This window comes from Luteimonas campi (assembly GCF_051162505.1).
Lineage (GTDB): Bacteria > Pseudomonadota > Gammaproteobacteria > Xanthomonadales > Xanthomonadaceae > Luteimonas.
This window is the reverse complement of the sequence record NZ_JBNWEM010000001.1, coordinates 797,286-820,712: the sequence shown is the minus strand read 5'-3', so window position 1 is coordinate 820,712 and position 23,427 is coordinate 797,286. Positions and strand designations below refer to the sequence as shown.

At 68.4% G+C, this 23,427-nt stretch carries 14 protein-coding genes; 8 read left to right on the top strand and 6 right to left on the bottom strand.

What is annotated here, in order from left to right:
- Positions 1-177 precede the first annotated feature (177 nt).
- The 5 genes from ACQYVW_RS03690 (at position 178) to ACQYVW_RS03670 (ending at position 6,441) form a co-directional block, all read left to right on the top strand.
- Positions 178-1,488, top strand: a complete 1,311-nt coding sequence (locus tag ACQYVW_RS03690; protein WP_434946076.1) for a GntT/GntP/DsdX family permease — start codon at positions 178-180, stop codon at positions 1,486-1,488.
- A gap of 451 nt (positions 1,489-1,939) precedes the next feature.
- Positions 1,940-4,084, top strand: a complete 2,145-nt coding sequence (locus tag ACQYVW_RS03685; RefSeq protein WP_434946075.1) for a TonB-dependent siderophore receptor — start codon at positions 1,940-1,942, stop codon at positions 4,082-4,084.
- 35 nt (positions 4,085-4,119) lie between these two features.
- Entirely contained in the window at positions 4,120-4,437 is a 318-nt protein-coding gene (locus tag ACQYVW_RS03680; RefSeq protein ID WP_434946074.1) for an iron uptake protein, read from the top strand.
- A gap of 11 nt (positions 4,438-4,448) precedes the next feature.
- Positions 4,449-6,122 (top strand): PepSY-associated TM helix domain-containing protein, encoded by a 1,674-nt coding sequence (locus ACQYVW_RS03675; protein WP_434946073.1) that lies wholly within the window; start codon positions 4,449-4,451, stop codon positions 6,120-6,122.
- Positions 6,115-6,441, top strand: a complete 327-nt coding sequence (locus tag ACQYVW_RS03670; protein ID WP_434946072.1) for a DUF3325 domain-containing protein — start codon at positions 6,115-6,117, stop codon at positions 6,439-6,441. Before ACQYVW_RS03675 ends, ACQYVW_RS03670 begins: the two co-directional genes overlap by 8 nt.
- 36 nt (positions 6,442-6,477) lie before the next feature.
- On the opposite strand, the gene ACQYVW_RS03665 is transcribed toward ACQYVW_RS03670, so the two are convergent.
- From ACQYVW_RS03665 to ACQYVW_RS03640, 6 genes are all read right to left on the bottom strand, one after another.
- Positions 6,478-7,038 carry a manganese efflux pump MntP gene (locus tag ACQYVW_RS03665; protein ID WP_434932564.1) on the bottom strand — a complete coding sequence of 187 codons (561 nt, stop codon included), beginning with the start codon at positions 7,036-7,038 and terminating at the stop codon, positions 6,478-6,480.
- Between the two features lie 335 nt (positions 7,039-7,373).
- Positions 7,374-8,537, bottom strand: a complete 1,164-nt coding sequence (locus tag ACQYVW_RS03660; protein ID WP_434946071.1) for an endo-1,4-beta-xylanase — start codon at positions 8,535-8,537, stop codon at positions 7,374-7,376.
- 133 nt (positions 8,538-8,670) lie between these two features.
- Complete coding sequence (gene galB, locus ACQYVW_RS03655) at positions 8,671-11,445, bottom strand: beta-galactosidase GalB (RefSeq protein WP_434946070.1); 2,775 nt, start codon at positions 11,443-11,445, stop codon at positions 8,671-8,673.
- Between the two features lie 39 nt (positions 11,446-11,484).
- Complete coding sequence (gene uxaC, locus ACQYVW_RS03650; RefSeq protein ID WP_434946069.1) at positions 11,485-12,909, bottom strand: glucuronate isomerase; 1,425 nt, start codon at positions 12,907-12,909, stop codon at positions 11,485-11,487.
- Positions 12,910-13,092: 183 nt separating this feature from the next.
- Positions 13,093-15,969 carry a glycosyl hydrolase 115 family protein gene (locus ACQYVW_RS03645; RefSeq protein WP_434946068.1) on the bottom strand — a complete coding sequence of 959 codons (2,877 nt, stop codon included), beginning with the start codon at positions 15,967-15,969 and terminating at the stop codon, positions 13,093-13,095.
- A gap of 85 nt (positions 15,970-16,054) precedes the next feature.
- Positions 16,055-17,353, bottom strand: coding sequence for an MFS transporter (locus tag ACQYVW_RS03640; RefSeq protein WP_434946067.1), 1,299 nt, complete (start codon positions 17,351-17,353; stop codon positions 16,055-16,057).
- A gap of 363 nt (positions 17,354-17,716) precedes the next feature.
- Here ACQYVW_RS03640 and ACQYVW_RS03635 point away from each other — a divergent pair, with 363 nt between their 5' ends.
- The 3 genes from ACQYVW_RS03635 to ACQYVW_RS03625 all read left to right on the top strand — a co-directional run bounded on the left by ACQYVW_RS03635 (position 17,717) and on the right by ACQYVW_RS03625 (position 23,427).
- A complete protein-coding gene (locus ACQYVW_RS03635) occupies positions 17,717-20,674 on the top strand; it encodes a TonB-dependent receptor (protein ID WP_434946066.1) in 2,958 nt (985 codons plus the stop codon).
- A gap of 224 nt (positions 20,675-20,898) precedes the next feature.
- Positions 20,899-22,377: an MFS transporter gene (locus ACQYVW_RS03630; RefSeq protein WP_434946065.1), complete on the top strand. Its 1,479-nt coding sequence runs from the start codon at positions 20,899-20,901 to the stop codon at positions 22,375-22,377.
- 30 nt (positions 22,378-22,407) lie between these two features.
- Positions 22,408-23,427, top strand: a complete 1,020-nt coding sequence (locus ACQYVW_RS03625) for a glycoside hydrolase family 43 protein (RefSeq protein ID WP_434946064.1) — start codon at positions 22,408-22,410, stop codon at positions 23,425-23,427.

The following is a 23,427-nucleotide window of genomic DNA, read 5'->3' as shown; positions in this document are numbered from 1 at the left end:
GGCTGCCGCTTCCACGCTGCGGCGCCGAACGATGCGACAGCGCTGCCCGCGCTGGCTCGATGCGCTCATCCCGAGCGCAGTGGGAAATGCGCGGCGCGCTGCGCAAACCACGCATTGCGCATCACGCGCATCTGGAACCACCCAGGATCCACCCAGCCGCCGGGGAGGGCGCACCGCATGACCATGTTCCTGATCATCGCCGCCGCGATCGCGCTGCAGATCTTCCTCACCGCACGCAAGTTCAGCCCCTTCCTGTCGCTGCTGATCGTGGCCATTCCGATGGGACTGGCCCTGGGGATGTCGCCGCAGGACCTGCTCAAGACCATCGACAACGGCGTCGGCAGCACGCTCGCCGGCCTGGCCCTGGTGATCGTGCTGGGCGCGATCCTGGGCAAGGTGCTGGAGGAGAGCGGCGCGGCCGAGAAGATCGCCAACACCCTGATCGCGCGCTTCGGCGAGAAGAACATCCAGTGGGCGCTGCTGCTCACCGGCTTCCTGGTCGGCATCCCGCTGTACTTCAACGCCGGCTTCATCATCCTGGTGCCGCTGATCTTCTCGCTGGCGCGCAGGACGGGCCTGCCGATCCTCTACCTTGCCATTCCCACGGTCGCCTCGCTCAGCACCACCCATTGCTTCCTGCCGCCGCATCCGGGCCCGGTGGTGCTGGTCAACGCCTTCGGCGCCGACATGGGGCGCACGCTCCTGTACGGCATCCTCATGGCGATTCCTGCGGTGATCGTCGCCGGGCCCTTCCTCGGACGGCGCATGCAGCACATCAATCCGCCGCTGCTCGACCTGTTTTCGTCCAGCACCGAGCACAAGGAACTGCCCGGCGCGTGGAGCTCGTTCCTGATTGCGCTCTCGCCGGTGCTGCTGATCACCCTGTCGGTCGCGGCCGACGGTCTGCTGGTGGACGGCTTGGTCAGGACCGCGCTGCTGTTCCTGGGCAATCCCACCGTCGCGCTGCTGCTCTCGACCCTGGTAGCGTTCTGGTGGCTCGGCTATCGCCGCGGCGTCGCCCTGGAAACGCAGACCAAGTGGCTCAACGCGGCCATCGCCAGCATCGCCGTCATCCTGCTCATCATCACCGCCGGCGGCGTATTCAAGCAGGTGCTGGTCGACAGCGGCGTTGGCGCGACCATCGCATCGCTGAGCAGCACCTGGCAGATGCCGCCGCTGGTCTTCGCCTGGCTGGCCACGGCCCTGCTGCGGGTGATGATCGGCTCGGCCACCGTCGCGGTGATCACCGCCGCCGGCGTGGTCGGCCCGCTGATCGCCACCACCGGCGCCTCGCCGGAACTGATGGTGCTGGCGGTGGGCGCGGGCAGCGTGTTCGGATCGCATGTCAACGATTCGGCGTTCTGGATGTTCAAGGAGTTCTTCAACCTGTCGATGAAGCAGACCTTCGCGTCATGGACGGTGATGGAGACGACGATCTCGGTGGTGGGGCTCGCCGGGTTGCTGGTGCTTGAGCGCCTGGTGGCTTAGCAAAGGCGGGGTCGCCGTGCCACTGGTCGTACTGTCGTTGCCGGGTTCCAGGGCGGATATCGGTCGGGTCGGTGCCCGGCCACCGCGAAGCGGGATCCGTTGGAGCGGTCGAGCGCATCGGGGGGTCGCGCACCGGTGGCCGTGGAGGTGCCGGCGCCCGCCGCGGTGATGGGGCGCGGACCCGGGATCTGATCGGGCTGCAGATGTCACGCTGGCCAACCGGCAGTGTGCCGGCGCCTTGTCAAATACGAATCATTCGTATTCAATATGCGGACCGGCGCATGTTCCGGTGCGCCCACTGGGAAACGGGCGCACCGCCCAGCTTCCTTGCAATGGCAATCCTGATGCTCCCGCCGCTGCGGCGGGCCTCTCCCCATTGCCGCTTCCGCACATGCCCATCCTTTCGTCGTCTTCCTTGCGCGCGCGGACCGTGGCCGCGCGTGATCGCTCCATGGTTCCCGGTCGCCTGGCCACCGCCCTCGGCGTGGCCCTCTGCTGGCTGCCGGTTGCCGTGCTGGCCGCGCAGCAGGACGGCGATGGCGGGGCCGACGCGCGCAGCGCCACCGACCTCGACGCGGTGCTGGTGGTCGCCCAGCGCGCCAGCCGCGTCAGCAATGGCGCCACCAACCTCGACCTCGCGATCAAGGACACGCCCCAATCGATCAGCGTGGTGAGCAGCGAGCAGATGCGCCAGTTCGGCGCCGACAGCGTCAACGAGGCGCTGCGCCTGGCCACCGGCGTGCGCGTGGACGAGTGGGAAACCAACCGCACCAGCTACAGCGCCCGCGGCTTCGACATCCTCAACACCCAGATCGACGGCGTCGGGCTACCCAACAGCTGGGGCGTCGCCACCGGCGCGATTGACGCCTTCGGCTACGACAAGGTTGAAGTGATCCGCGGCGCCAACGGCCTGCTGACCGGCGTGGGCAATGCCGCCGGCACGATCAACTACGTGCGCAAGCGACCGACCAACGCGCGCCAGGGCGTGGCCGGATTAAGCGTAGGCTCCTGGAGCACGTTGCGCGCGGAGCTCGACTACTCGACGCCGTTCACCGACGACGGCACCTGGGCCGGTCGCGTGGTCGCCGCACATGAGGACGGCGATACGCACCTGCGGGCCAACCACAACCGCCGCGATTACCTGTACGGCGTGGTCGACGGACAGGTGGGCGATAACGGCACGCTCACCTTCGGCTGGTCGTACCAGCGCGCCAAGTCCGACGGCATCATGTGGGGCGCGCTGGCCTTCACGAATGACGACGGCACGCAGCGCGAGTGGGATACCGATGCCTCGACCACGCAGGACTGGACCTACTGGAACACCACCAACCAGACCGCGTTCGCCGAGTACACGCACCAGTTGGGCCAGGACTGGCAGCTGAAGCTGGCCTACAACCTGCGGCGCTCGACCGGCGACGACAAGATGTTCTACGCCTATCTGGGGGATCGCGACGGAGACCTGGTCACCGACGGGCTGGATCCGGCCACTGGCCTCGGGCTGGTCGGCTATCCCTGGGGCGGTATCGACGAGGCGACCAGTCATCTGGGCTCGCTGACGGTCAACGGCCATTTCCAGATGTTCGGACGCGAGCAGGAGCTGGTGCTGGGCGCCAGCGTGGCCAGGAGCGAAACCGAAGGCTGGGAGCAGAGCGCGCCATTCCCGGGACCGGGTTGGGGGGCGCTGGATCCGTTCCCCTACGCGACCGATGCGATCCCCGAGCCGGACTGGAGCGATCCTGTGCTGTATTCGGTGCTGGACCAGCGGCTGGCACGTGCGTTCGGCGCGGCGCGGATTGCGCTCAGCGACCGCCTCACCGCCATCGCCGGTGTGAACTACGCGCGCTACCGCCGCAGCGGACGCTACTACGCCAACGATTTCGACCAGACCACCAGCCACGCCAGCCCCTACGGCGGCCTGACCTTCGACTTCAGCGACCGCGTACTGGGCTATGTCAGCTACTCGGACATCTACCAGCCGCAGGACCAGGTGGACGAGGACGACCGCTACCTCGACGCCAGCAAGGGTGAGAACTACGAGGTCGGGATCAAGGCCGACTGGCTGGACCAGCGCCTGCTGACCACGCTGGCGGTATTCAAGGCCGACCAGGCGGGGCTGGCGACGTTCACCGGGCGCTACAACGAAGTCGGTTCGTCGATCTACGTGCCGATGGATGTGCGCTCGAAGGGCGTGGAGCTCGAGGCGGTGGGCAGGCTGGGCGAGCACGTGGATCTGGTGCTGGGCTACACCGCGCTCAAGCTCGACGGCCTGCAGGGCGAAGACACGTATTCGTGGGTGCCGCGACGGACCGCCAACCTGCTGCTCAGCGGTCGTCTGCCCTCGTATCCCGCGCTGTCGATGGGCATCGGCGGGCGCTGGCAGAGCGTGATCTCCAACGTCGAGTCCAGCGGCTTCACCGTACGCCAGGACAGCTATGCCGTGCTCAATGCGTTCGTGGCCTGGGACGTGCTGCCCAACGCCAGCCTGCGCCTCAATGCCAACAACATCGGCGACGAGAAATACATCAACACGCTGCGCTACAGCGGGTATTACGGCGCGCCGGCCAACTACACCCTGAGCTTCGACTGGCGTTTCTGACGGCGCCAGCCGATTCGACCGACAGAGCAGACGCCATGTCACAGTTCACCGCTCCATTGTTCACTACCCGCGCGGTTCGGCTGCAGGTGCTCGCGCGCATCGGCGCCGCCGTGCTCGGCGGCTATGCCTTCGCCTGGGGCTTCGTCGCCGCGGGCGCCAGCCTGATGTTCGCGGCAGGCATGGGTTTCCACGACGCCGAGTTCCTGGCCAGCCTGCTGGGCATCCTCGCGTTCCTGGTGGTGTTCCTGGGGGCGATCGCGTCGAAGCGGCCGTGGCGCGCGTGGCTGTGGCTGCTCGGCGCTGGCGGGCTGCTGGCGCTGGGCGCGACACTGGTGCAGGCGGCGCTGCTATGAAGGAGGCGGCGATGTTCACGAGCTTCCGCCAGGCCATGGCCTGGCTGCATACCTGGTTCGGCCTGGTGCTGGGCTTCGTGCTGATGGCCGCGTTCTTCTTCGGCGCGCTGTCGGTGTTCGACCGCGAGATCGACCGCTGGGCGATCCCGTCCACGCGCATCGAGCCGCAGCCGATGCCGTCCTTCGAGCAGGTGCTGCGCCCGGCGTTCGAGCGCATGCAGCCCACGCGCGCCGCGATCGACGCGATGCGCCCGCGGGTGGACGGGCCGATGCCGTCGCATTTCGACACGCCGGTGAGCTGGAGCGCGTACACCACCCATCGCGATCCGGTGCTGACCCTGTTCGCCGGCTTCGAGGTGCCCAACGCGAAGGATCCGGAAGAGGCGATCTGGGCCGATGTCACCATCGATCCGCGCGATGGCGCGCTGCTCCCGGTCGACCAGCTGAAGGTTGGCAGCGGCTTCTTCTACCCCATGCATTACGGCCTGACGCTGGACTGGAAGAACCTCGGCATCTGGATCGTGGGCCTGTCGGCGCTGGTGATGCTGGCCGCGCTGGTCAGCGGCGTGGTCATGCACCGGCGCATCTTCCGCGAGTTCTTCACCTTCCGGCCGGGCAAGGCGCGCCTGCGCAGCGTGCTCGATCTGCACAACCTCACCGGCGTGGTCGCGCTGCCGTTCCATTTCTTCTTCGCCTTCACCGGCCTGCTGATCTTCGCGGCCACCTACTACTTCCCGGTCGGGCACACCCAGCTGCACGGGCTGCACGACCTGCACGCGCAGGCGGAGGCGCGCGAAACCGGCCTGCCGCATGAGCCCGCGGGCGTGGCGGCGGGCCTGGCCAACGTGGACGCGATGGTGGCCGAGGCGCGGCGCCGCTGGGAGGCCAAGGGCAAGGCGGGCGAAGTGGGGTTCCTGTGGCTGCAGCACGTCGGCGATGCCAACGGCCACGTCAGCGTCTATCGCGCCGGCACCGACCGAATCGCCCTGGTCGGCGACGCCATCCACTTCAAGGCCTCGACCGGCGAGCTGATCCGCGAGGATCCCGCGGCGACGCCGGTGGCGCGCATCGCCGAGTTCCTCACCGGCCTGCACCTGCAACATTTCCGCCATTGGCTGCTGCGCTGGCTGTACGTGTTCGGCGGGCTGGCGGGCGCGGTGTGCATCGCCACCGGCTTCCTCTTCTTCGTCGAGAAGCGCAAGCGCCAGCACGCGCGCCAGGGCAGCCAGGGCGCGCGCGTGGTCGATGCGCTGGCCGTGGCGTCGGTGACCGGCATGGTGCTGGCGACGCTGGGCATCCTGGTCGCCAATCGACTGCTGCCCGAAGACATGGTCGGGCGCGGCGACTGGCAGCGCTATGCGTTCTGGGGCACCTGGGTACTGGCGCTGCTGCATGCGGCCTGGCGCAGCGCGCCGGTGGCGCAGGGCCGGCCCAACCCGGCGTGGCGCGAGCAGAGCATCGCGATCGCAGTGATGGCCGTGGCCGCGGTGCTGCTGAACTGGGCGACCACGGGCGACCACCTGCTGCGTACGTTGGCGGCGGGCTACTGGCCGGTGGCCGGCGTCGATCTGTCCCTGCTCGGCTGCGCGACCGTGGCGGCGCTGGCCGCCCACCGGTTGCGGAGACGCGCTGCCGCGAACGCGGAGGCCGCGTCCGCGATGGGCCGGGAGGCGACGCATGCCTGAGTCCCTGCTGCTGATGGCGGCTACGTTCGCCGCCTTCGCGGCCATGGGCTGGCTGGCGCTGACGCTGCCGGCGCACGCAGTCCAGGTATGGGGACGTCCACTGCCGGCCGGCCATGCGCGGTCGCTGCGCGTGGCGGGCGCCATCGGCATCGTCGCGTCTCTGGCGTTGTGCCTGCTGGCCGACCACGCCTCGATGGCGGTACTGGTCTGGCTGATGACGCTGTCGGGCTCGGCCCTGCTGGTGGCGATGCTGCTGTCCAGCCGGCCGCGATGGCTGCGCGTACTGGCGCCGGGGCTGGGGCGCGTTGCCGCGCGTTGAGTCGCGTGCGTCAGCGCGGCGCGACCGGCGGTTGCCTCAGGCGAACACGTGCTCGTAGACGATCATCGCGCCCACGAGGATCAGGATGATCCCGCCGGCGATCTCCGCGCGCCGTCCCAGCACCTGGCCCAGTGCGCGCCCGGTCATCACGCCCACGGTAACCATCACGAAGGTGCACAGGCCGATCACGGCGGCCACGGCCAGGATATCCACCTCCACGAACGCCAGGCCCACGCCCACCGCGAGCGCATCGATGCTGGTGGCGAGGCCCGCCAGCGCCAGCGCAGCCAGCCCGCGCCGCGGCGTCGCATCCTCGTCCGGCGCGGCATGGAGCGCCTTGTGGATCATGTGCAGGCCCAGCGCCGCCAGCAGGCCGAACGCGATCCAGTGGTCCCAGGCCTCGACCAGCCCCGAGGCGCTCGATCCGAGCAGCCAGCCGACGATGGGCGTGGCGGCCTCGATCAGCCCGAACACCAGGCCAGTGCGCAGCGCATCGCGCCAGCGCGGGCTGCGCATCGCGGCGCCCTTGCCGATGGCCGCGGCGAAGGCATCGGTGGACATCGCCAGGCCGAGCAGCAGGATGGAAACGGGGTGCATCGAACATCCGGGACGGCGAGGCTTGGACACAACAGGCCGCGCACGCGCCCGACCGCAGTGGCGTGCGTGGCCCGCTGGTCTCGCCAACCCTCAGGTTGCGCCGCCACGGCCGCTGCGGGCCGAGTGTGTTGACGGGCGCGCTTCCGCAGGCGGAAGCCGGCTACTCCCCAGAAGGGATGCGGCTGCCGAGGGCGGCCGCATGCGCATTGTACGTGGCCGCCAGGGTGGTCGACCGTTCCGGGACGGGGCGCATTGTCCCAGGGCCGCCGCAAGGGTGCCGTTGTGGGTGAAACCCGATCGTCGCGGCATTCGCGCTGCTCGGACCGGAGCTCGCGTCAATCGGCGTCGTCAGTTGCTCCCGGGACTGCGAGCACCGCATCCAAAGCGGGCTTGGCCTTGCCTTGGCGGTCGAACAGCAGGGTGTAGTTGGTGCGGTTGGGAATCGGGTAGTCGTTCTTCCACGACATGCCGTCCTCCACGCCCCACACCGACACGCGGTGCAGCTTGTCGCGACGGCCGTGGAAGATGCGGAACAGTTCGGCGTAGCGGTCGGCGAGCTGCTGCTGGACCTCGGCCGGCAGGCCGTCCCGGTAGGGATCGAGGAAGGTCTTGAATTCCGGCAGCTGGAATTGCGGATGGGTCATGCCCTGGCCGATGATCTGGCCTTCCCTGGTCAGTGGCAGCACGTCGACGTCGAGCTCGGTCACCATCACCTTCACCCCGAGCGCGGCGTAGGCGTCGATCGCGGCCTCGATGTGCGCGGTGGACGGGAAGTTCAGGCCCCAGTGGCCCTGGATGCCGATGCCGTCGATGCGGATGCCGTGCTGCTGCAGCATCTTCACCATGCGCACGATGCCGTCGCGTTTCTCCGGGCGCCAGGCATTGAAGTCGTTGTAGTACAGCTGGGTGCCGGGCGCGGCCTCGCTGGCGAAGCGGAAGGCATCGCGCACCAGCGCATCGCCGTCGCCGCCGTAGGCGCGCGTCCACACCGTGTCGCGGTACTGGCCGTCCTCGTCCATCACTTCGTTGACCACGTCCCAGGCCTGCACCTTGCCGTTGTAGCGGCCGGCGACGACGTGGATGTACTCGCGCATGCGCTCGCGCATGGTCGCGGTGTCGGCGGGCGTGCCGTGTTCGTTCTCGAAGAACCAGGCCGGAGTCTGGTTGTGCCAGACCAGGGTGTGCCCGACCAGGTACATGTCGTGTTGCTGGCCGAAGGCGACGAAGGCATCCGCGGCCGCGAAGTCCCATTTGCCGGGCTCGGGATGCAGCACTTCGACCTTCATGACGTTCTCGGCCGTGATCGCATTGAAGTGCAGCGGCACCAGCGTCTGGGCACGCGCGTCCTCGCCGCTGACCATCCTGTCGTTGACCGCAGTCCCGATCAGGAAGGCATCGGCATAGGCCTGCTTGAGCGTGGCGGGCGGCGGCGCGGCCTGGGTGGTTGCCGCGGCCAGCAGGAGTGCGGCGGCGAGGAGCCTGGGGGCATGACGCTTCATGGGAACGACCTCGGATCTGGTGAGGCGAAGCATCGATGCTTCGCGGAGGATGCGTGGACGCGACTCAGCCGCAGTGTCGCGTGGCGTGTCTTGGACAAGGCGGGTCGGTCGGCATGGGTGTCCTGGCGTGCAATCAATGCCCGGGCACGACCTGCAGGCGCAGTTCCGCCGGCACCAGGCCTTCGCCACGGGCACGCACGACGACGCTTCCCGACTGGTCCTTCAGGCCGCGCACGATCGCCAGGGCAAGCCCGCTGAAAGCCTTGCGTTCGGGCGAGGGGAAGGCCGTCAGGTCGCGCGGATCGCCGTTGTCGGTGGCCGTCAGTACGGCTGGCCCCTCGACCTCGAAGCGCACGAGATTCTCGGCATTGCGGATCGGGCGTCCGTCGGCGTCCAGCACCCGCAGGGTGATGAAGGACAGGTCGCGCCCGTCGTTGCCGATGCGCGTGCGGTCGGCCTCCAGCGCCAGCCGCGCCGGCGCGCCGGTCGTCTCCACGCGCGATTCGACCCACTCCTTGCCGTCGCGCCAGACGCGCACGTGCAGCTCGCCCGGCTGGTACACCACCTCGTCCCAGCGCAGCCGGTATTCGTACGGCCCCTTCTTCCGACGGCCCTGCGAGACGCCGTTGAGGAACAGCTCGGCCTCGTCGCCACTGGTGAACACATGCACCGGGGTCACTTGGCCCTCGCGCCCAGGCCAGTTCCAGTGCGGCAGGATGTGCGCCATCGGCAGGTCCGGGCGCCAGCGCGCCTGGTATAGGTAGTAGCGGTCCTTGGGGAAGCCCGCCAGGTCGATCATGCCGCTGTAGGAGCTGCGGGCGTTGTAGTAGGGCGTGGGCTCGCCGAGGTAGTCGAAGCCGTTCCACACGAACTCGCCGGCCACGTACGGGTGACGGTCGAGCGTGGCGAAGACCTTGTCGGCGGTCGAGCCGAAGTCCACGGCATGGAGTTCGTAGGCGCTGACCAGGGCCCTGGTGGAATCGCCACCGCCGTTGTGGTCGCGCACCGGCGCGCTTTGGTGCGGCGACACAGGAAACAGGTAGGTGCCGCGGGTGCTGAGCGCCGAGGCGGTCTCGCTGCCGAACATCACCTTGTCGGGAAACGCCTTGCGGAAGGCCGGATACGATGGCGGCGTGCGGATGCGTTCGGTGCCTTCGAACTCGGCCTCCTGGCGGATGCCCTCGCCTTGGTAGTTGAGGTTGATCACGTCGAAGGCGGCGGGGAAGGGCATGTCGGCCTTGGCCCAGTTCATCGACGCTGTGGTGGGCCGGGTCGGATCCTCTTCGCGCACGATCTCCACCAGCCTGCGGCCGATGGCCGCGCCCGCCTCGCCGTCGTACTGCTCACCGACCTCGTTGCCCACGCTCCACAGGATCACGGACGGGTGGTTGCGGTCGCGGCGCAGCATCGCGCGCAGGTCCGCTTCGTGCCACTCGGGAAAGACGAGGTGGAAATCCAGCGGCGTCTTCTTCGTCTCCCAGGAATCGAAGACTTCGTCCACCACCAGGAAGCCCATGCGGTCGGTGAGTTCCAGCAGCTGCGGATCGGGCGGGTTGTGCGCCATGCGGATGGCGTTGACGCCCATGCCGCGCAGGATTTCAAGCTGACGCTCGGCCGCGCGCAGGTTGAAGGCGGCGCCCAACGCGCCGAGGTCATGGTGCTGGTTCACGCCGTTGAGCACGATGGGCTCGCCGTTGACGATGACGCCGCGGTCGGCATCCCACCGCACCTCGCGGATGCCGAAACGGGTTTCGTAGCGGTCGATGATGCGCTCGCCCTGGCGCAGCGTGGTCACCGCGACATAGCGGTGCGGCCGCTGGCCCGGGGGCGGGCCCCACAGGCGCGGCGCGTCGATGCGGGTGCCGGAGGCGACCCGGGTGCTGCCGCCCGCCACCACGTCGACGCCGATCGTGGGAATGCGCGCGACGGGCTCGTCCGCAGCCGCGCCGCTGTCGTCGAGCGCGAAGAATTCGGTGTCCACCTGGACGCGCGCGGACGCGTCGGTGGTGTTGTCGATCTCGACCCGCAGTTCGACCGTGGCCGACTGCGCCGAGACCTCGGGGGTGGTGACGAAGCTGCCCCACTGCGCCACGTGCACCGGCGCGGTCGTGGTCAGCCAGACATCCCGGTACAGCCCGCCGCCGGGATACCAGCGCGCGGACTCGGGCGGGTTGTCGAGCCGGATCGCAAGCCGGTTGTCCCCGCCGAACGCGACGTAGGGGGTCAGGTCCACGCGCCAGCTGTTGTAGCCGTAGGGCCAGCCGCCAACCAGCTGGCCGTTGAGCCAGACCGTGGCGTAGGACATCGCGCCGTCGAGATCGAGGTACACACGGCGGCCGCGCTGCGCGGCGGGGATATCGAGGCTGCGGCGATACCAGCCGATGCCCCAGCTCGGCAAACGGCCCATGCCGCCGTAGGGGCCTTCTGCGATGAAGGGACCGGCGATGGCCCAGTCGTGGGGCAGGGTGACCGCCTGCCAGGCGCTGTCGTCGAAATCCGGGCGAAGGAATGGCACGTCGCCGACATCGGGCGCGCGGGATGGCCGCACGTGGCGCCGTGCGGGATCGGCGACAAGGCGGTTGGCGGTGGGCAGGATCCAGGGCTTGAGCGCCGGACGATCCGCCGCCACGCGTACCGCGGCGTCGGGGCGCGCATCGGCCGCCTTCCCGTCGGTGCTGTGCGCGACGTCCGGACGCACGTCGTAGTCCAGCCTCCCGTCCACCCCGGGCGGATCGCCCCGGTGGAAGCGCCAGTCGCCGTCGAGGCGATGGCGCTCGCCCACGGCGCTGTCCTCACTGCCGACCGCTGCGGCCGCGGGCGGGAGTGCGCAGGCGAGCAGGGCGAAGGCGGCCAGTGCGACGAGGGCGCTGCAGCGGCGCCACGGTAGATCTGGACAACGCAGGCTCATGGGACAGGCGGCTCCGTTCCGATGTGCGGTGCAGGTTGGCTACAGCCGGTAGGCGGCCTTGGGCAGCCGGTAGGCGAGATCGATGGCGACTTCGGTCGCCTCGTCCTCGTCGATGCGGTGCTCGGCGACGAGCTTGGCCAGCACCGCGCAGTCGATGCGGCGGGCGACATCGTGGCGCGCGGGAATCGAGAGGAAGGCGCGGGTGTCGTCGTTGAAGCCGACCGTGTTGTAGAAGCCGGCCGTCCCGAGGGTCTGTTCGCGGAAACGCCACATGCCTTCCGGCGAGTCGTGGAACCACCAGGCCGGGCCGAGGAACAGGCTGGGATAGTGGCCCGCCATCGGTGCCAGTTCGCGCGAGTAGGTGCTCTCGTCGAGCGTGAACAGGATGAACCGGAACGCCGGCTCGTTGCCGAACCGGTCCAGCAGCGGCTTGAGTGCATGCACGTATTCGGTGGGCAGCGGCAGGTCGGCCCCGATGTTGCGGCCGTGGCGCTGGAACAGCAGCGGATTGTGGTTGCGGTAGCAGCCCGGATGCAGCTGCATCACCAGGCCGTCGTCCAGGCTCATCGCCGCCATCTCGGTCAGCACCTGGCCGCGGAACAGCGCCGCATCCGCGCGGCTCACGCCGCCCTGCAGCACGCGCGCGAACAGGCGTTCGGCCTCGGCGCGCGACAGGTTCGCCGTCTGCGCGGTCTCATGGCCGTGGTCGGTGGAGGTGGCGCCCACGCGCTTGAAGAACTCGCGCCGGCTGCGGTGCGCGCGCAGGTAGCCATCCCAGCTGTGCACATCCTCGCCGGTGACCTCGCCGAAGCGCTGCAGCGAGGAGAAAAACGCCTCGTGTTCGGGATCCACCACTTCGTCCGGCCGGTAGGCGGTGACCACGCGGCCGGACCAGCCGCTGTCGCGGATCGCCTGATGGTGGTCCAGGGGATCCAGCGGTCCCTCGGTGGTGGCGATGACCTCGATGTCGAAGCGCTCGAACAGCGCCCGCGGCCGGAATGCATCGGTCTGCAGCGCTCCGGTGATCGCGTCGTAGTAGCGGTCGGCGCTGGTTCCATCCAGACGCTCGCGCAGCCCGAACACCTCGTGGAAGACATGGTTGAGCCACATCGACGAGGGCGTGCCGCGGAACAAATGGAAGTGTTCGGCGAACAGCCGCCACGCGGCGCGCGGATCGACTTCGGCGCGGCTGCCGTCGGCGCGCGGAATGCCCAGCGCATCCAGGCCGATGCCCTGGCTGTAGAGCATGCGGAACACGTAATGGTCCGGCACCAGCAGCAGCTCGGTGGCATTGGCGAAGTGCGCGTTGCCGGCCCACCAGGATGGATCGGTATGCCCATGCGGGCTGACGATCGGCAGTCGGCCGACCTGCGCATACAGGCGCCGGGCGATGCCGCGCTGTGCAGCGTCGGACGGGAACAGGCGGTCTTCGTGGAGGTGCAGCGGCTGGGTCACGGCGTTCATGGCGTGTGTCTGGATGGCGTGGGCCGCCTGGCGGCGGCATCGCGCGCGTGCGCGGGCGTGGTGCTTACTGTGTCGCAGCGCTTCGGGTCGACGAAACCGCGCTGCCGGGGGCGCGTTCACCCCCGGCTCCGTCCTGGCGGCCGGCGGGAGAACGCTCCCGTACAGCCCGGCTACCGGCGTGCATCATCTGCGGTGGCTCTCGACCGGCCCCAGCGTTCCCCGCTCGCGCGGCCGCGTGACCACCTCGATCCGCTGGAACACCACGCCCGGGTCGACCTGCCACAGTTTCAGCGTATTGGCACCCGCCACCACGCGATGGCGCGAGGTGGCGACGTGCACGTTGTCGATCACGGCCAGCTCCCAGGCGCGGAAGTCGCGGTCGCCCGGTGTCGGATCCAGGCGCATGTTCACCAGTTGCGGGGCCGCGTCGCCGATCGACACGGCATGGCGCAGGCCGCCGCGATGGCGCAGGTCCAGCGTCGGCGCCAGCGTCACCCGCACCTCGACCTCGCCCTCGGCGTCCACGACGATCGGATACTCCAGCCGCGCGCTGTCGCCACCCGGCAACAGCGGCTCGCCGGTGGCGGGCCAGGCGGTCACGCCCGACAGGGTGCGGCCGAGGTTCGGGATCACCTGCCATTCGCCACCGGCGGGCGCCACCGCCCACGCGTGGTGCGCGGCCTCGATGGCGACAACCCCGTCGCCCTCCACGAAGCCGCTGGCGCGATGCGTCGCCGGCTTGCGCACGGGCACCTGCACGTAGACCTCGGTGCGGTCGGCGCCGAGGATGGCGATCACGGCCTCGTGCTCGCCTTCCGGAACGCGCGCCCAGTCGACCGCGAGTTCCAGCGCCTGCGCGTCCTGCACCTCGCCGCTGGCCGGCGATACCTTCAGCCACGGCTGCGAGGACTTCGCGGTGAAGCCGATCGCCTGCGCCCCGCGGTTGTAGATCACCACCTCGCGGCTGCGGGCGGCCACCGGGTCGAGTTCCGGAAGCCGTGGCGACGCCGCGCGCTGCGGCCAGCCGCGCGCATCGCCTTCGATCGCGATGCCGGTGACGCCGCGCTCCGGCACGTCCACGCGTGCGATCGGCGGCATCACGTTGCGCGGCGGCTGCTGCCAGTGCGTGTAGCCGATGCGCACCTGCGACATCATGTGCTTCCACTTGCCGCCTGCGACGTCCTGCTCGTAGACACGCTGCAGCTCGGCGTCGCGCTCGAACAGACGCCGGGTCTCGTCGGCCCAGTGGTTGGCCGAGGCGCGGCCCTGCGCCGCGTACAGGCGGTTGCGCGCGGCCGCGACGTACATGCGGGTCAGGTTGGCGCTGGCCAGTACCGGGTACTCGACCAGCTGCACCCAGGCGTCGCGATGACTGGCGGGAATGCGCGCGGCCAGCGCCAGCAGGCGCTGCTCGAGCGCGTCCCACTCGGCGACCACGCGGTCGGCCTCGCCGTCATGGACCAGGCTCCAGGTGTCGGCGTTGAGCAGCTCGGGCTTGCGGCGCGCGTTGTACTGCGTGTAACGGCTGAGGATCTCGCCGATCTCCCGCGCGTGCGCCGTGCCGAACTGTTCGGCGGCCCAGGCCTCGGGGTAACGCGTGATCCAGTCCAGGTCGGCGGCGTCGGGGTTCCAGGCCTGGTCGAGGAAGGCGCTGATCGGCAGCTCCATCGGCTTGATGTCGCCGACGTTGACGATCCACAGCCGCTCCACCCCATGCGCCCACGCCAGCCGCATCTGCTCCCAGGCGCGTTCGATCTGGGTGGTGTTGAGCCACTTGTAGTTGCGCGGGCCGCCCACGTAGTCGAAGTGGTAGTACACGCCGTAACCACCCGGGCGCTTCGCCGCGGGATCGGGCAGGCGCCGGATGTTGCCCCAGTTGTCGTCCGCGAACAGCAGGGTCACGTCGTCGGGCACGCGCATGCCCTTGTCGTAATAGTCCTGCACCTCCTTGTACAGCGCCCAGACCTGGGGCGTCTGCTCGACCGGCTTGCCGGTGACCTCGGTGATGATGCGGCGCTGGTCGGCGACGATGCGCTCGAGCAGGGCAGTGGCGGTGTCCTCGGTCATCGGCTCGTCGCCGTCGCCGCGCATGCCCAGCGTGACCACCGCCTCGCGGCCCTGCAGGCGCTCGATGCCGCCGCGCCAGAATTCCTGCAGCGTCTCGGCATTGCGCGCGTAGTCCCACGCGCCCTTGCCGTAGCGCGACCACTCGTCGTGCGCGCGCATCATCGGCTCGTGGTGGGTGGTGGCGATCACCACGCCGTATTCGTCGGCCAGTTCGGCGTTGCGCGGATCGTCGTCGTAGAACGCGCGCGGGATCCACATCGCCGGCCACAGGTAGTTGGCCTTGTGGCGCAGGATCAGCTGGTAGACGCGCTCGTAGAACTGGTGGTTGGTGCCGCCGAAGGTCGCCTTGCTCCAGTCGCCGAGCGCAGGGTCCTCGTCGTTGATGAAAATGCCGCGGTACTTCACCTTCGGCGCGTCGACGAAACGGCCGGGCGCAACGTGCAACGACGTGCGCCGCGCCGGCGGCACGTCCGCCCACCAGGTCCAGGGCGAAACGCCGATGCGGCGCGAGAGTTCGTACAGCCCGAACGCAGTGCCACGCCGATCGGCACCGACCACCAGCAGGGCGCGTTCGATGCCGGGCTCCGGGTTGTCGACCACCTGCAGCAGATAGGCCTCCCACTGGCCGGCGACGCCACCGGTGTCAATGCCCTGTTCGCGCACGATGCGGTCGACGCGGGGACTGTGGCCGAGTGTGCCGGCGATGATCGCGGTGTCATCTGGGCCGGCCGAAGGCGACGTCGCGGTGCCGGACACGGCGGCGAGATCGGCGCGCAGCCCATCCGCGGCACGATGCACGGCACCGAAATCGGCTGCGTCGACCAGCACCTGGAGCGGCGCGCCGCGTTCGATCAGTGCCAGCGTGCCACTGCTGCCGGATTCGCACACGGCTGCGGGCGCGCGGCAGTCCGGTGCGGCAGCCAGGGCGGCGCCGGACAGGGAGGCTCCCAGCCACAACAGCGAAGTGATCAGGAGAAGCGATGGGCGTTTCATGGAGTGATTGTCCTCGTGCCGGCGCTGTGTCGCGCCGTGTTGATCGATCGATGGCTTGTCGCCGTCTGCGGGCGGTACGTCAGGCTTACGCGCCGCCCGGCACATCCAGCCGTGCCGGCTCCAGTCGGGGTGCGAGCAGGTGGATGACCAGCAGTGCCGCCAGGTACGCGCAGCCGGCCATGACGAACATCGCAGCGTAGCTGCCGGTGTACTGCCGCAGCCAGCCGGCGCCCAGGTTCATGAAGAATCCGCCCATCGCGCCTGCGAAACCTCCGATGCCGACCACCGATGCCACGGCCGCGCGCGGGAACATGTCGGAGGTCAGGGTGAACAGGTTGGCCGAGAATCCCTGGTGCGCCGCTGCGGCCAGGCCGATCAGCCACACCGCCACCCACTGGCCTTCGACGTGCGGGGCGAACACGACCGGGAGGATGCACACCGCGCAGATCAGCATCGTGATCTTGCGGGCGCCGTTGGCGCTCCAGCCGCGCTTCATCAGGAACGAACTGAACCAGCCGCCGCCCACCGAGCCGACGTCGGCGAGCAGGAACACCGTGACCATCGGCAGGCCGATCGTGCGCAGGTCCACGCCGAAGCGATCGGCCATGAACATGGGGAACCAAAACAGATAGAACCACCACACCGAATCGCTGAGGAACTTGCCGGCCGTAAATGCCCAGGTCTGGCGGTAACGCAGCAACTGCAACCACGACGCCCTCACCGGCGGATCCGGTGGGTCGCTGTTGATCAGCGCGAGTTCGCCCGGCGAAACCTTGGCGTGTTCGGCCGGCCGGCGATAGACGGGCAGCCAGAACGCCAGCCACACCAGGCCGACCAGTCCGGTGACCACGAACGCGGTGCGCCAGCCCCATGTCAACGCCAGCCAGGGCACCAGCAGGGGTGCGACGATCGCGCCGATGTTGGATCCCGCGTTGAAGATGCCGGTGGCGAACGCGCGCTCACGCTTGGGAAACCATTCGGCGACCGTCTTGACCGCGGCGGGGAAGTTGCCCGACTCCCCGAGTCCGAGCATGAAGCGTGCGACGCTGAAGCCCGCCACCGACTTGGCCAGTGCGTGCGCCGCAGCCGCCAGCGACCAGATGGTGAGGTACACGCTGTAGCCCATGCGCGTGCCGACCCGGTCGATGAACCAGCCGGCGAACAGGAAACCGATCGCGTACGCGAGCGTGAACGATGCGCTGATGACGCCGTAGTCCTGCTCGCTCCAGCCGAATTCCGCAACGAGCGTGGGTGCCAGCACGCCGAGAACCGCACGATCGACATAGTTGATCGTGGTGGCGAAGAACAGCAGGGCACAGATGACCCAGCGGTAGTTGCTGATCCTGATCTCAGCAGCCGGGGCAGGGGCGGTTGCGCTGCTCACGCGTGCCTCGTCCGGTGCGGCGGCGGCGCGGGCAGCGTTGCGGTCGCACGTTGCGCAGTTGTCATTTCGCTGTCCCCGGATGCGATTCGTGATAGCGCTATCAGTACCACATGTGTCAAAGCGCGGGCCACTCTTGTCGTTGACCGTTTGCATGCGCGCCGTGCACTGCGCGATGTTCGCCCACACCGCTCGCGCAGACATGTTGCGCTGCAGCGTGTGTGCCAGAACTTGATAGCGCTACCATCCGCCCGCCACTCCCGAAGGGCGTGTCGTGCAAACGTCCCTTCGGGGGCACGAGGCACAAAAGTCCACCGGTGTCACGACCAGATAAGCGTCGGCGCCAACTAGCGGGAGGGGAGTTTCGTGCAAGTCAGAATTGCTAGAACAGCGTTGTGCCATGCCTTGGGCTTGGCGTTGGCCGGCATGGCCGGCGCGGCGATCGCCCAGCAGCCGGCGCCTGCCCAGGACGCACCCGCACCGGCGCCAGCCGCGCCTGCGGCGACGGATCTGGACTCGGTCGTCGTGACCGGCTATCGCCAGAGCCTCCAGTACTCCACCGACGCCAAGCGTGGGTCCACCGGTTTCACCGATTCGATCTTCTCCGAAGACATCGGCAAGTTCCCGGATACCAACATCGCCGAGTCGCTGGCCCGCGTGCCGGGTATCCAGCTCAATCGCGACGTCAACGGCGAAGGCCTGAACATCGCCATCCGCGGTCTGCCCAACAGCTTCACCAAGACGTTGATCAACGGTGCGTCCGTGGCCACGGCCTCGATCGGCCTCGATGCGACCAACCAGAACCGCGAAGTCGACCTCAACCTGTTCCCGACCGAGTTCTTCAACCAGGTCACGGTGCACAAGTCGCCGTCGGCGAGCCTGCCCGAAGGCGGCGCGTCGGGCGTGGTCGACATGCGCAACATGCGGCCGTTCGACATCGCCGGCAACCACCTGACCTATTCGCTCCAGGCCGACTACAACGACAATGCCGGATCCGTGAGCCCGCGCGGTTCGGTGATCGGCAACTGGACCAACGAGCAGGGCACGTTCGGTGCGCTGATCGGCCTCACCTCCAGCCGCGGCAAGCTGGGCGTCGAGGGTTACGAGACGATCGGCTGGACCAACCCCAACCTCACCAACGCGCAGTGCGGCAACGGCGGCGCCGCCGGCGGCTTCCCCGCGCTCGGCGAGACCTGCAACGTCAGCGGCGGCAACGGCTGGCGCATTCCGGACGTGGTGCCGAACAACGCCTCGACCATCGCGGCCGGCCTCACCCCCGGCCAGACGATCGACGCTGCGTGGCTGCTGGCCAACAACCCGGGGCTGACCACCGCGCAGATCGGTGAGGCGCTGATCCCGCGCCTGGGCCGTCCGGTGCACATGTCCGGCGACCGCGATCGTGACGGCTTCCTGGGCTCGTTCGAGCTGCGCCCCAACGACAACATGCGCTTCTGGCTGGACACGATGTACACCAAGGCCACGCGTACCAACAGCCGCGTGGACATGAATCTGGTCGGTCGTAACGGCTCGATGATACCGTTGGACATGCAGCTGGACGCGAACAACGTCGTGACCAGCGCCACCTTCACCAACGCCCAGTTCTTCCTCGAACACCGCGAATACCATGAGGACGTGCAGTACTGGCAGGTCAGCCCCGGCGCGACCTTCTGGTTCGGCGACCAGCAGAACGTCAAGCTGGACGTGCAGGCCAATACCAGCCGCAGCTGGATGCTCCGCGAGTCGCCGACGATCCTGGTGAACTCGCCGTTCACCACGCTGGAGTACATCAACGGCGGCGATGTGCCGACCTGGAACTCGCCGCTGGATCTGAACGATCCGAACCTGGGCTGGACCTGGGCGGGCGGCCGCGTGAACGTGCAGAACGAAAAGCGCGTCACCGAGACCAGCGGCCTGCGCGCGGACCTGCAGCTGGGCGAGGACGGCCGCAACGTCAAGTTCGGTGTGGCCTGGGACCAGAACGAGCGTCGTATCCAGGGCTTCGACAACAGCGGCGCCTGGGAAGACCTGGTCTGCCGTGGCCTGAATCCGGACGGCAGCGTGCCGGATCCGCGTCCGGCCTGCGCCGGCGGTCCGCTCGCGGCGGTGCCCAATTCGGCACTGGGCGGCTACCTGCGCCCCGGCCCGCACGGCTTCATCGTGGTGGATGCCGATCGCTTCATGAACGACACCAACTACGCGTTCTATCGCGACACGGCGCCCGAATCCGGCGGCCCGAACACGGGCGGCTCGACGGGTGGTTTCGATGAGGAGACCTTCGCCGCGTACATGGAGGTCAACGGCGAAACCGAGATCATGGATCGCAACATGCGCTTCAATTTCGGCGTGCGTTACATCGAGACCGACCAGAACGTCGCCGGCCCGGTCACCATCGGCGGGGTCCGCCAGTGGCAGTCGCTGGACGGCACGTACAGCGAGTGGCTGCCGTCGTTCAGCGCGGCGTGGGACGTCGCCGACAACGTGGTCGTGCGCATGTCCGGTTCGCGCACCATGACCCGGCCCAACCCGAGCTCGATGCTGCCGGCCACCACCTTCACCGACCAGTCGGCGCAGGTCGCCAGCCAGGGCAATCCCGACCTGACCCCGTACATCTCCACCAACTTCGACCTGGGTGGCGAGTGGTACACGGGCGGCGAGGGCTTCATCGGCCTGACCCTGTTCAACAAGCGCATCGAGGGCTACACCTACCAGGGCGTGACCACCCGTCCGTTCCTGAGCCTGGGTATCCCGTTCGAGGACCTGACCGACACCCAGCAGCTGGCGATCAACAATCGCGGCGGCCCGGCCGTTGCGACGGTGAACGTGAACCAGCAGGTCAACGCCGACGCCGAACTCGAGGTCCGCGGCTGGGAAGCGATCTGGGTGCAGCCGCTGAGTTTCGTGTTCGACGGCCTGGGCATCATGGCCAACTACACGCAGATCGACATCAAGACCCTGGGCAAGGACGCGCAGCGGCTTGCAGGCAACGTCTACGGTGTCGCGCCGTCGCTGTGGAACGCCACCACCTACTGGGAAAACGACGTCGCCTCCGTGCGCCTGTCCTATACCTGGTCGGAGGGCGCTGTGGGTACGGGCCCGAACCAGCAGGGCATCCCGTTCGCGCAGATCTACGGCGAAGATCGCGGCCAGTTGGACCTCTCGGCCAGCTACACGCTCGCGAACTTCCGTTCCAAGCCGCAGTTGACGTTCAACGTGCTCAACATCACCGGGGAAGAGCGTCGCTCCTACTTCGCCTACCCGAATGCGGTCAACGACATGTACGACCCGGGCACCACGTTCACCGTCGGTATCCGCGGGACCTTCTGATCCACGAAGTTTGACGTTTTACTCCCCACGACCTTCCCGGCGCATTCCACCGCGCCGGGCGGGTCGTGCTTTTTTTGCCAAGTATTCCAATGGCGCGCGGCACCATGCCAAGGTTCGAATCGGTACGGTCGAAAATCGGCAGGTGCCGGCCGCCGCAGTCGTGGCCGGCGCAGGTACGATAGCCGCGACCGGCGATCACCCGCCCATGCGCAGCAGGGGGTTCCTTGAACACACGCACTGACCGGCTTTCGGTCACCGAAAAGGTGGGCTACAGCCTCGGCGACCTCGCCGCGAACCTCATCTTCCAGACGTTGATGACGTTCCTGGCGTACTTCTACACCGACATCTACCGCATTCCGGCGAGCACCGCGGCAACCATCATCTTCGTGGTCGGCCTGCTGGGCGCGTTCGTGTTCACGCCGCTGGTGGCGGTGCTGGCCGACCGCACCAACTCCCGCTGGGGCAAGTTCCGGCCCTGGATCCTGTGGACTGCGGTGCCGTTCGGCGTGCTCTCGCTGCTGGCCTTCAGCACCCCGGATCTGGGCCCGCAGGGCAAGGTCTTCTACGCCGCCGCCACCTACACCCTGCTGGTGCTGGTGTACGCGGCCAACAATCTGCCGTATTCGGCGCTGAGCGGCGTGCTCACCGGCAACATGGGCGAGCGCAACAGCCTGTCGGCCTACCGCTTCGTGGCGGTGATGGTGGCCCAGCTGGTGGTGCAGGCGCTGCTGCTGCCGCTGGTCAACATCCTGGGCGACGGCGATCGCGTGCGGGGCTTCGAGAACACCATGCTGTTGTTCGCGGTGGTCGGCACGGTGTTCTTCCTGATCACCTTCTTCACCACCCGCGAGCGCGTGGTCCCGGCGCAGGAGCAGAAGTCCAGCATCGGCCGGGACCTGGCCGACCTGGCCGGCAACCGGCCCTGGCTGGTGGTGCTGCTGGTGACGATCCTGGTGTTCACCACGCTGGCGCTGAAGGGCGGCACCTACGTCTACTACTTCGAGAACTACCTGCAGGAGCCGGCGATGGCCGAGTTCCTGGATTCGATCGGCTTCTACAGCGTGCTCGGCGGGATCAATTCGGCGCTGGTCGGCATGGGGCTGGCGGGCTTCGAGCTGCCGAAGGACGCGACCACCTCCGCATTCGGCCTGTTCAACGCCGGCGGCATCGTGCTGATGGTGGTGGGGATCGGTTTCTCGCGAAAGCTGGCCGACCGCTTCGGCAAGCGCGACGTATTCGGCGTGTTCCTGGTCATCTCGACCCTGTTCATGCTCGCCTTCTACATCATCCCGCCGGACCGCATCGGGCTGGTGTTCGGCGCGCAGATCCTGCACGGCTTCTTCTATGGCATCACCATCCCGCTGCTGTGGGCGATGGTGGCCGACGTGGCCGACTACTCGGAGTGGAAGAACCACCGTCGCGCCACCGCCATCATCTTCTCGGCCATCCTGTGCGGCCTGAAAGTTGGGCTGAGCGTGGGTGGCGCCATGGTCGCCGGCATCCTCGCGCATTACGGCTACGATGCCGACCTGCCAGCGCAGGCGCCGGACACGGTCAACGGCATCCGCCTGGCGGTGAGCCTGTACTGCTCGGCGCCGTTCCTGATGGCCGCAGCCCTGCTGTTCTTCTACAGGATCAACAAGCCGATGGAATCGCAGATCGAGCACGACCTGGCCGCGCGCCGCGTCGCCCAGCCGGCCTGAACCATCCGCCTAGCAACCCCGAGGATTTCCATGGCAGACCGCGAATACTCCGAGGCCGAACTGGAGGCGCTGGCCAGCAAGGCCATCTCAACGCCGCTGGTGACCCACATTTACACCGCCGACCCGTCCGCGCACGTGTTCGAGGGCAAGATCTACATCTACCCCTCGCACGATGTGGAAGGTGGCGTGGCCTTCGACGACGATGGCGGCCACTTCCAGATGCGCGACTACCACGTGCTGCGCCAGGACTCGCCGGATGGCCCGGCGACCGACTGCGGCCTGGCGCTGGACATCAAGGACGTGCCCTGGGCCGACCGGCAGATGTGGGCGCCGGACGCGGCGACCAAGGACGGCAAGTACTACTTCTACTTCCCCGCAAAGCGCGCCGATGGCATCTTCCAGATCGGTGTCGCGACGGGCGACCGGCCGGAAGGCCCGTTCCGCGCCGAGCCCGAACCCATCGCCGGCACGTACTCGATCGATCCGGCGGTATATGCGGACGACGACGGCGCCTTCTACCTGTACTTCGGCGGCATTTGGGGCGGGCAGCTGCAGAAGTATCGCGACAACGTCTACGACGCCGGGCACGAGGAACCGGTGGGCGATGCGCCCGCGCTGGGACCGCGCGTGGCGCGCCTGTCGGCGGACATGAAGCAGCTCGCCGAGCAGACGCGCGAGATCGTGATCCTCGACGAGGCCGGCGTGCCGCTGGGTGCGGACGATCACGATCGCCGCTATTTCGAGGGCCCGTGGGTCCATCGCCATGGCGGCAAGTACTACCTGTCCTATTCGACCGGCAACACCCACTACCTGTGCTATGCCACTGGCGACAGCCCCTACGGGCCGTTCGTCTACCAGGGCCGCATCCTCGAACCGGTGGTGGGTTGGACCACGCACCACTCGATCCTCGAAGTCGATGGGCGCTGGTGGCTGTACTACCACGACTCGGTCCTCTCCGGCGGAGTCACCCACCTGCGCTCGGTGAAGGTGACCGAGTTGCATCACGATGCCGAGGGCCGCATCCGCACCCTGCAGCCGTATGGCGGATGA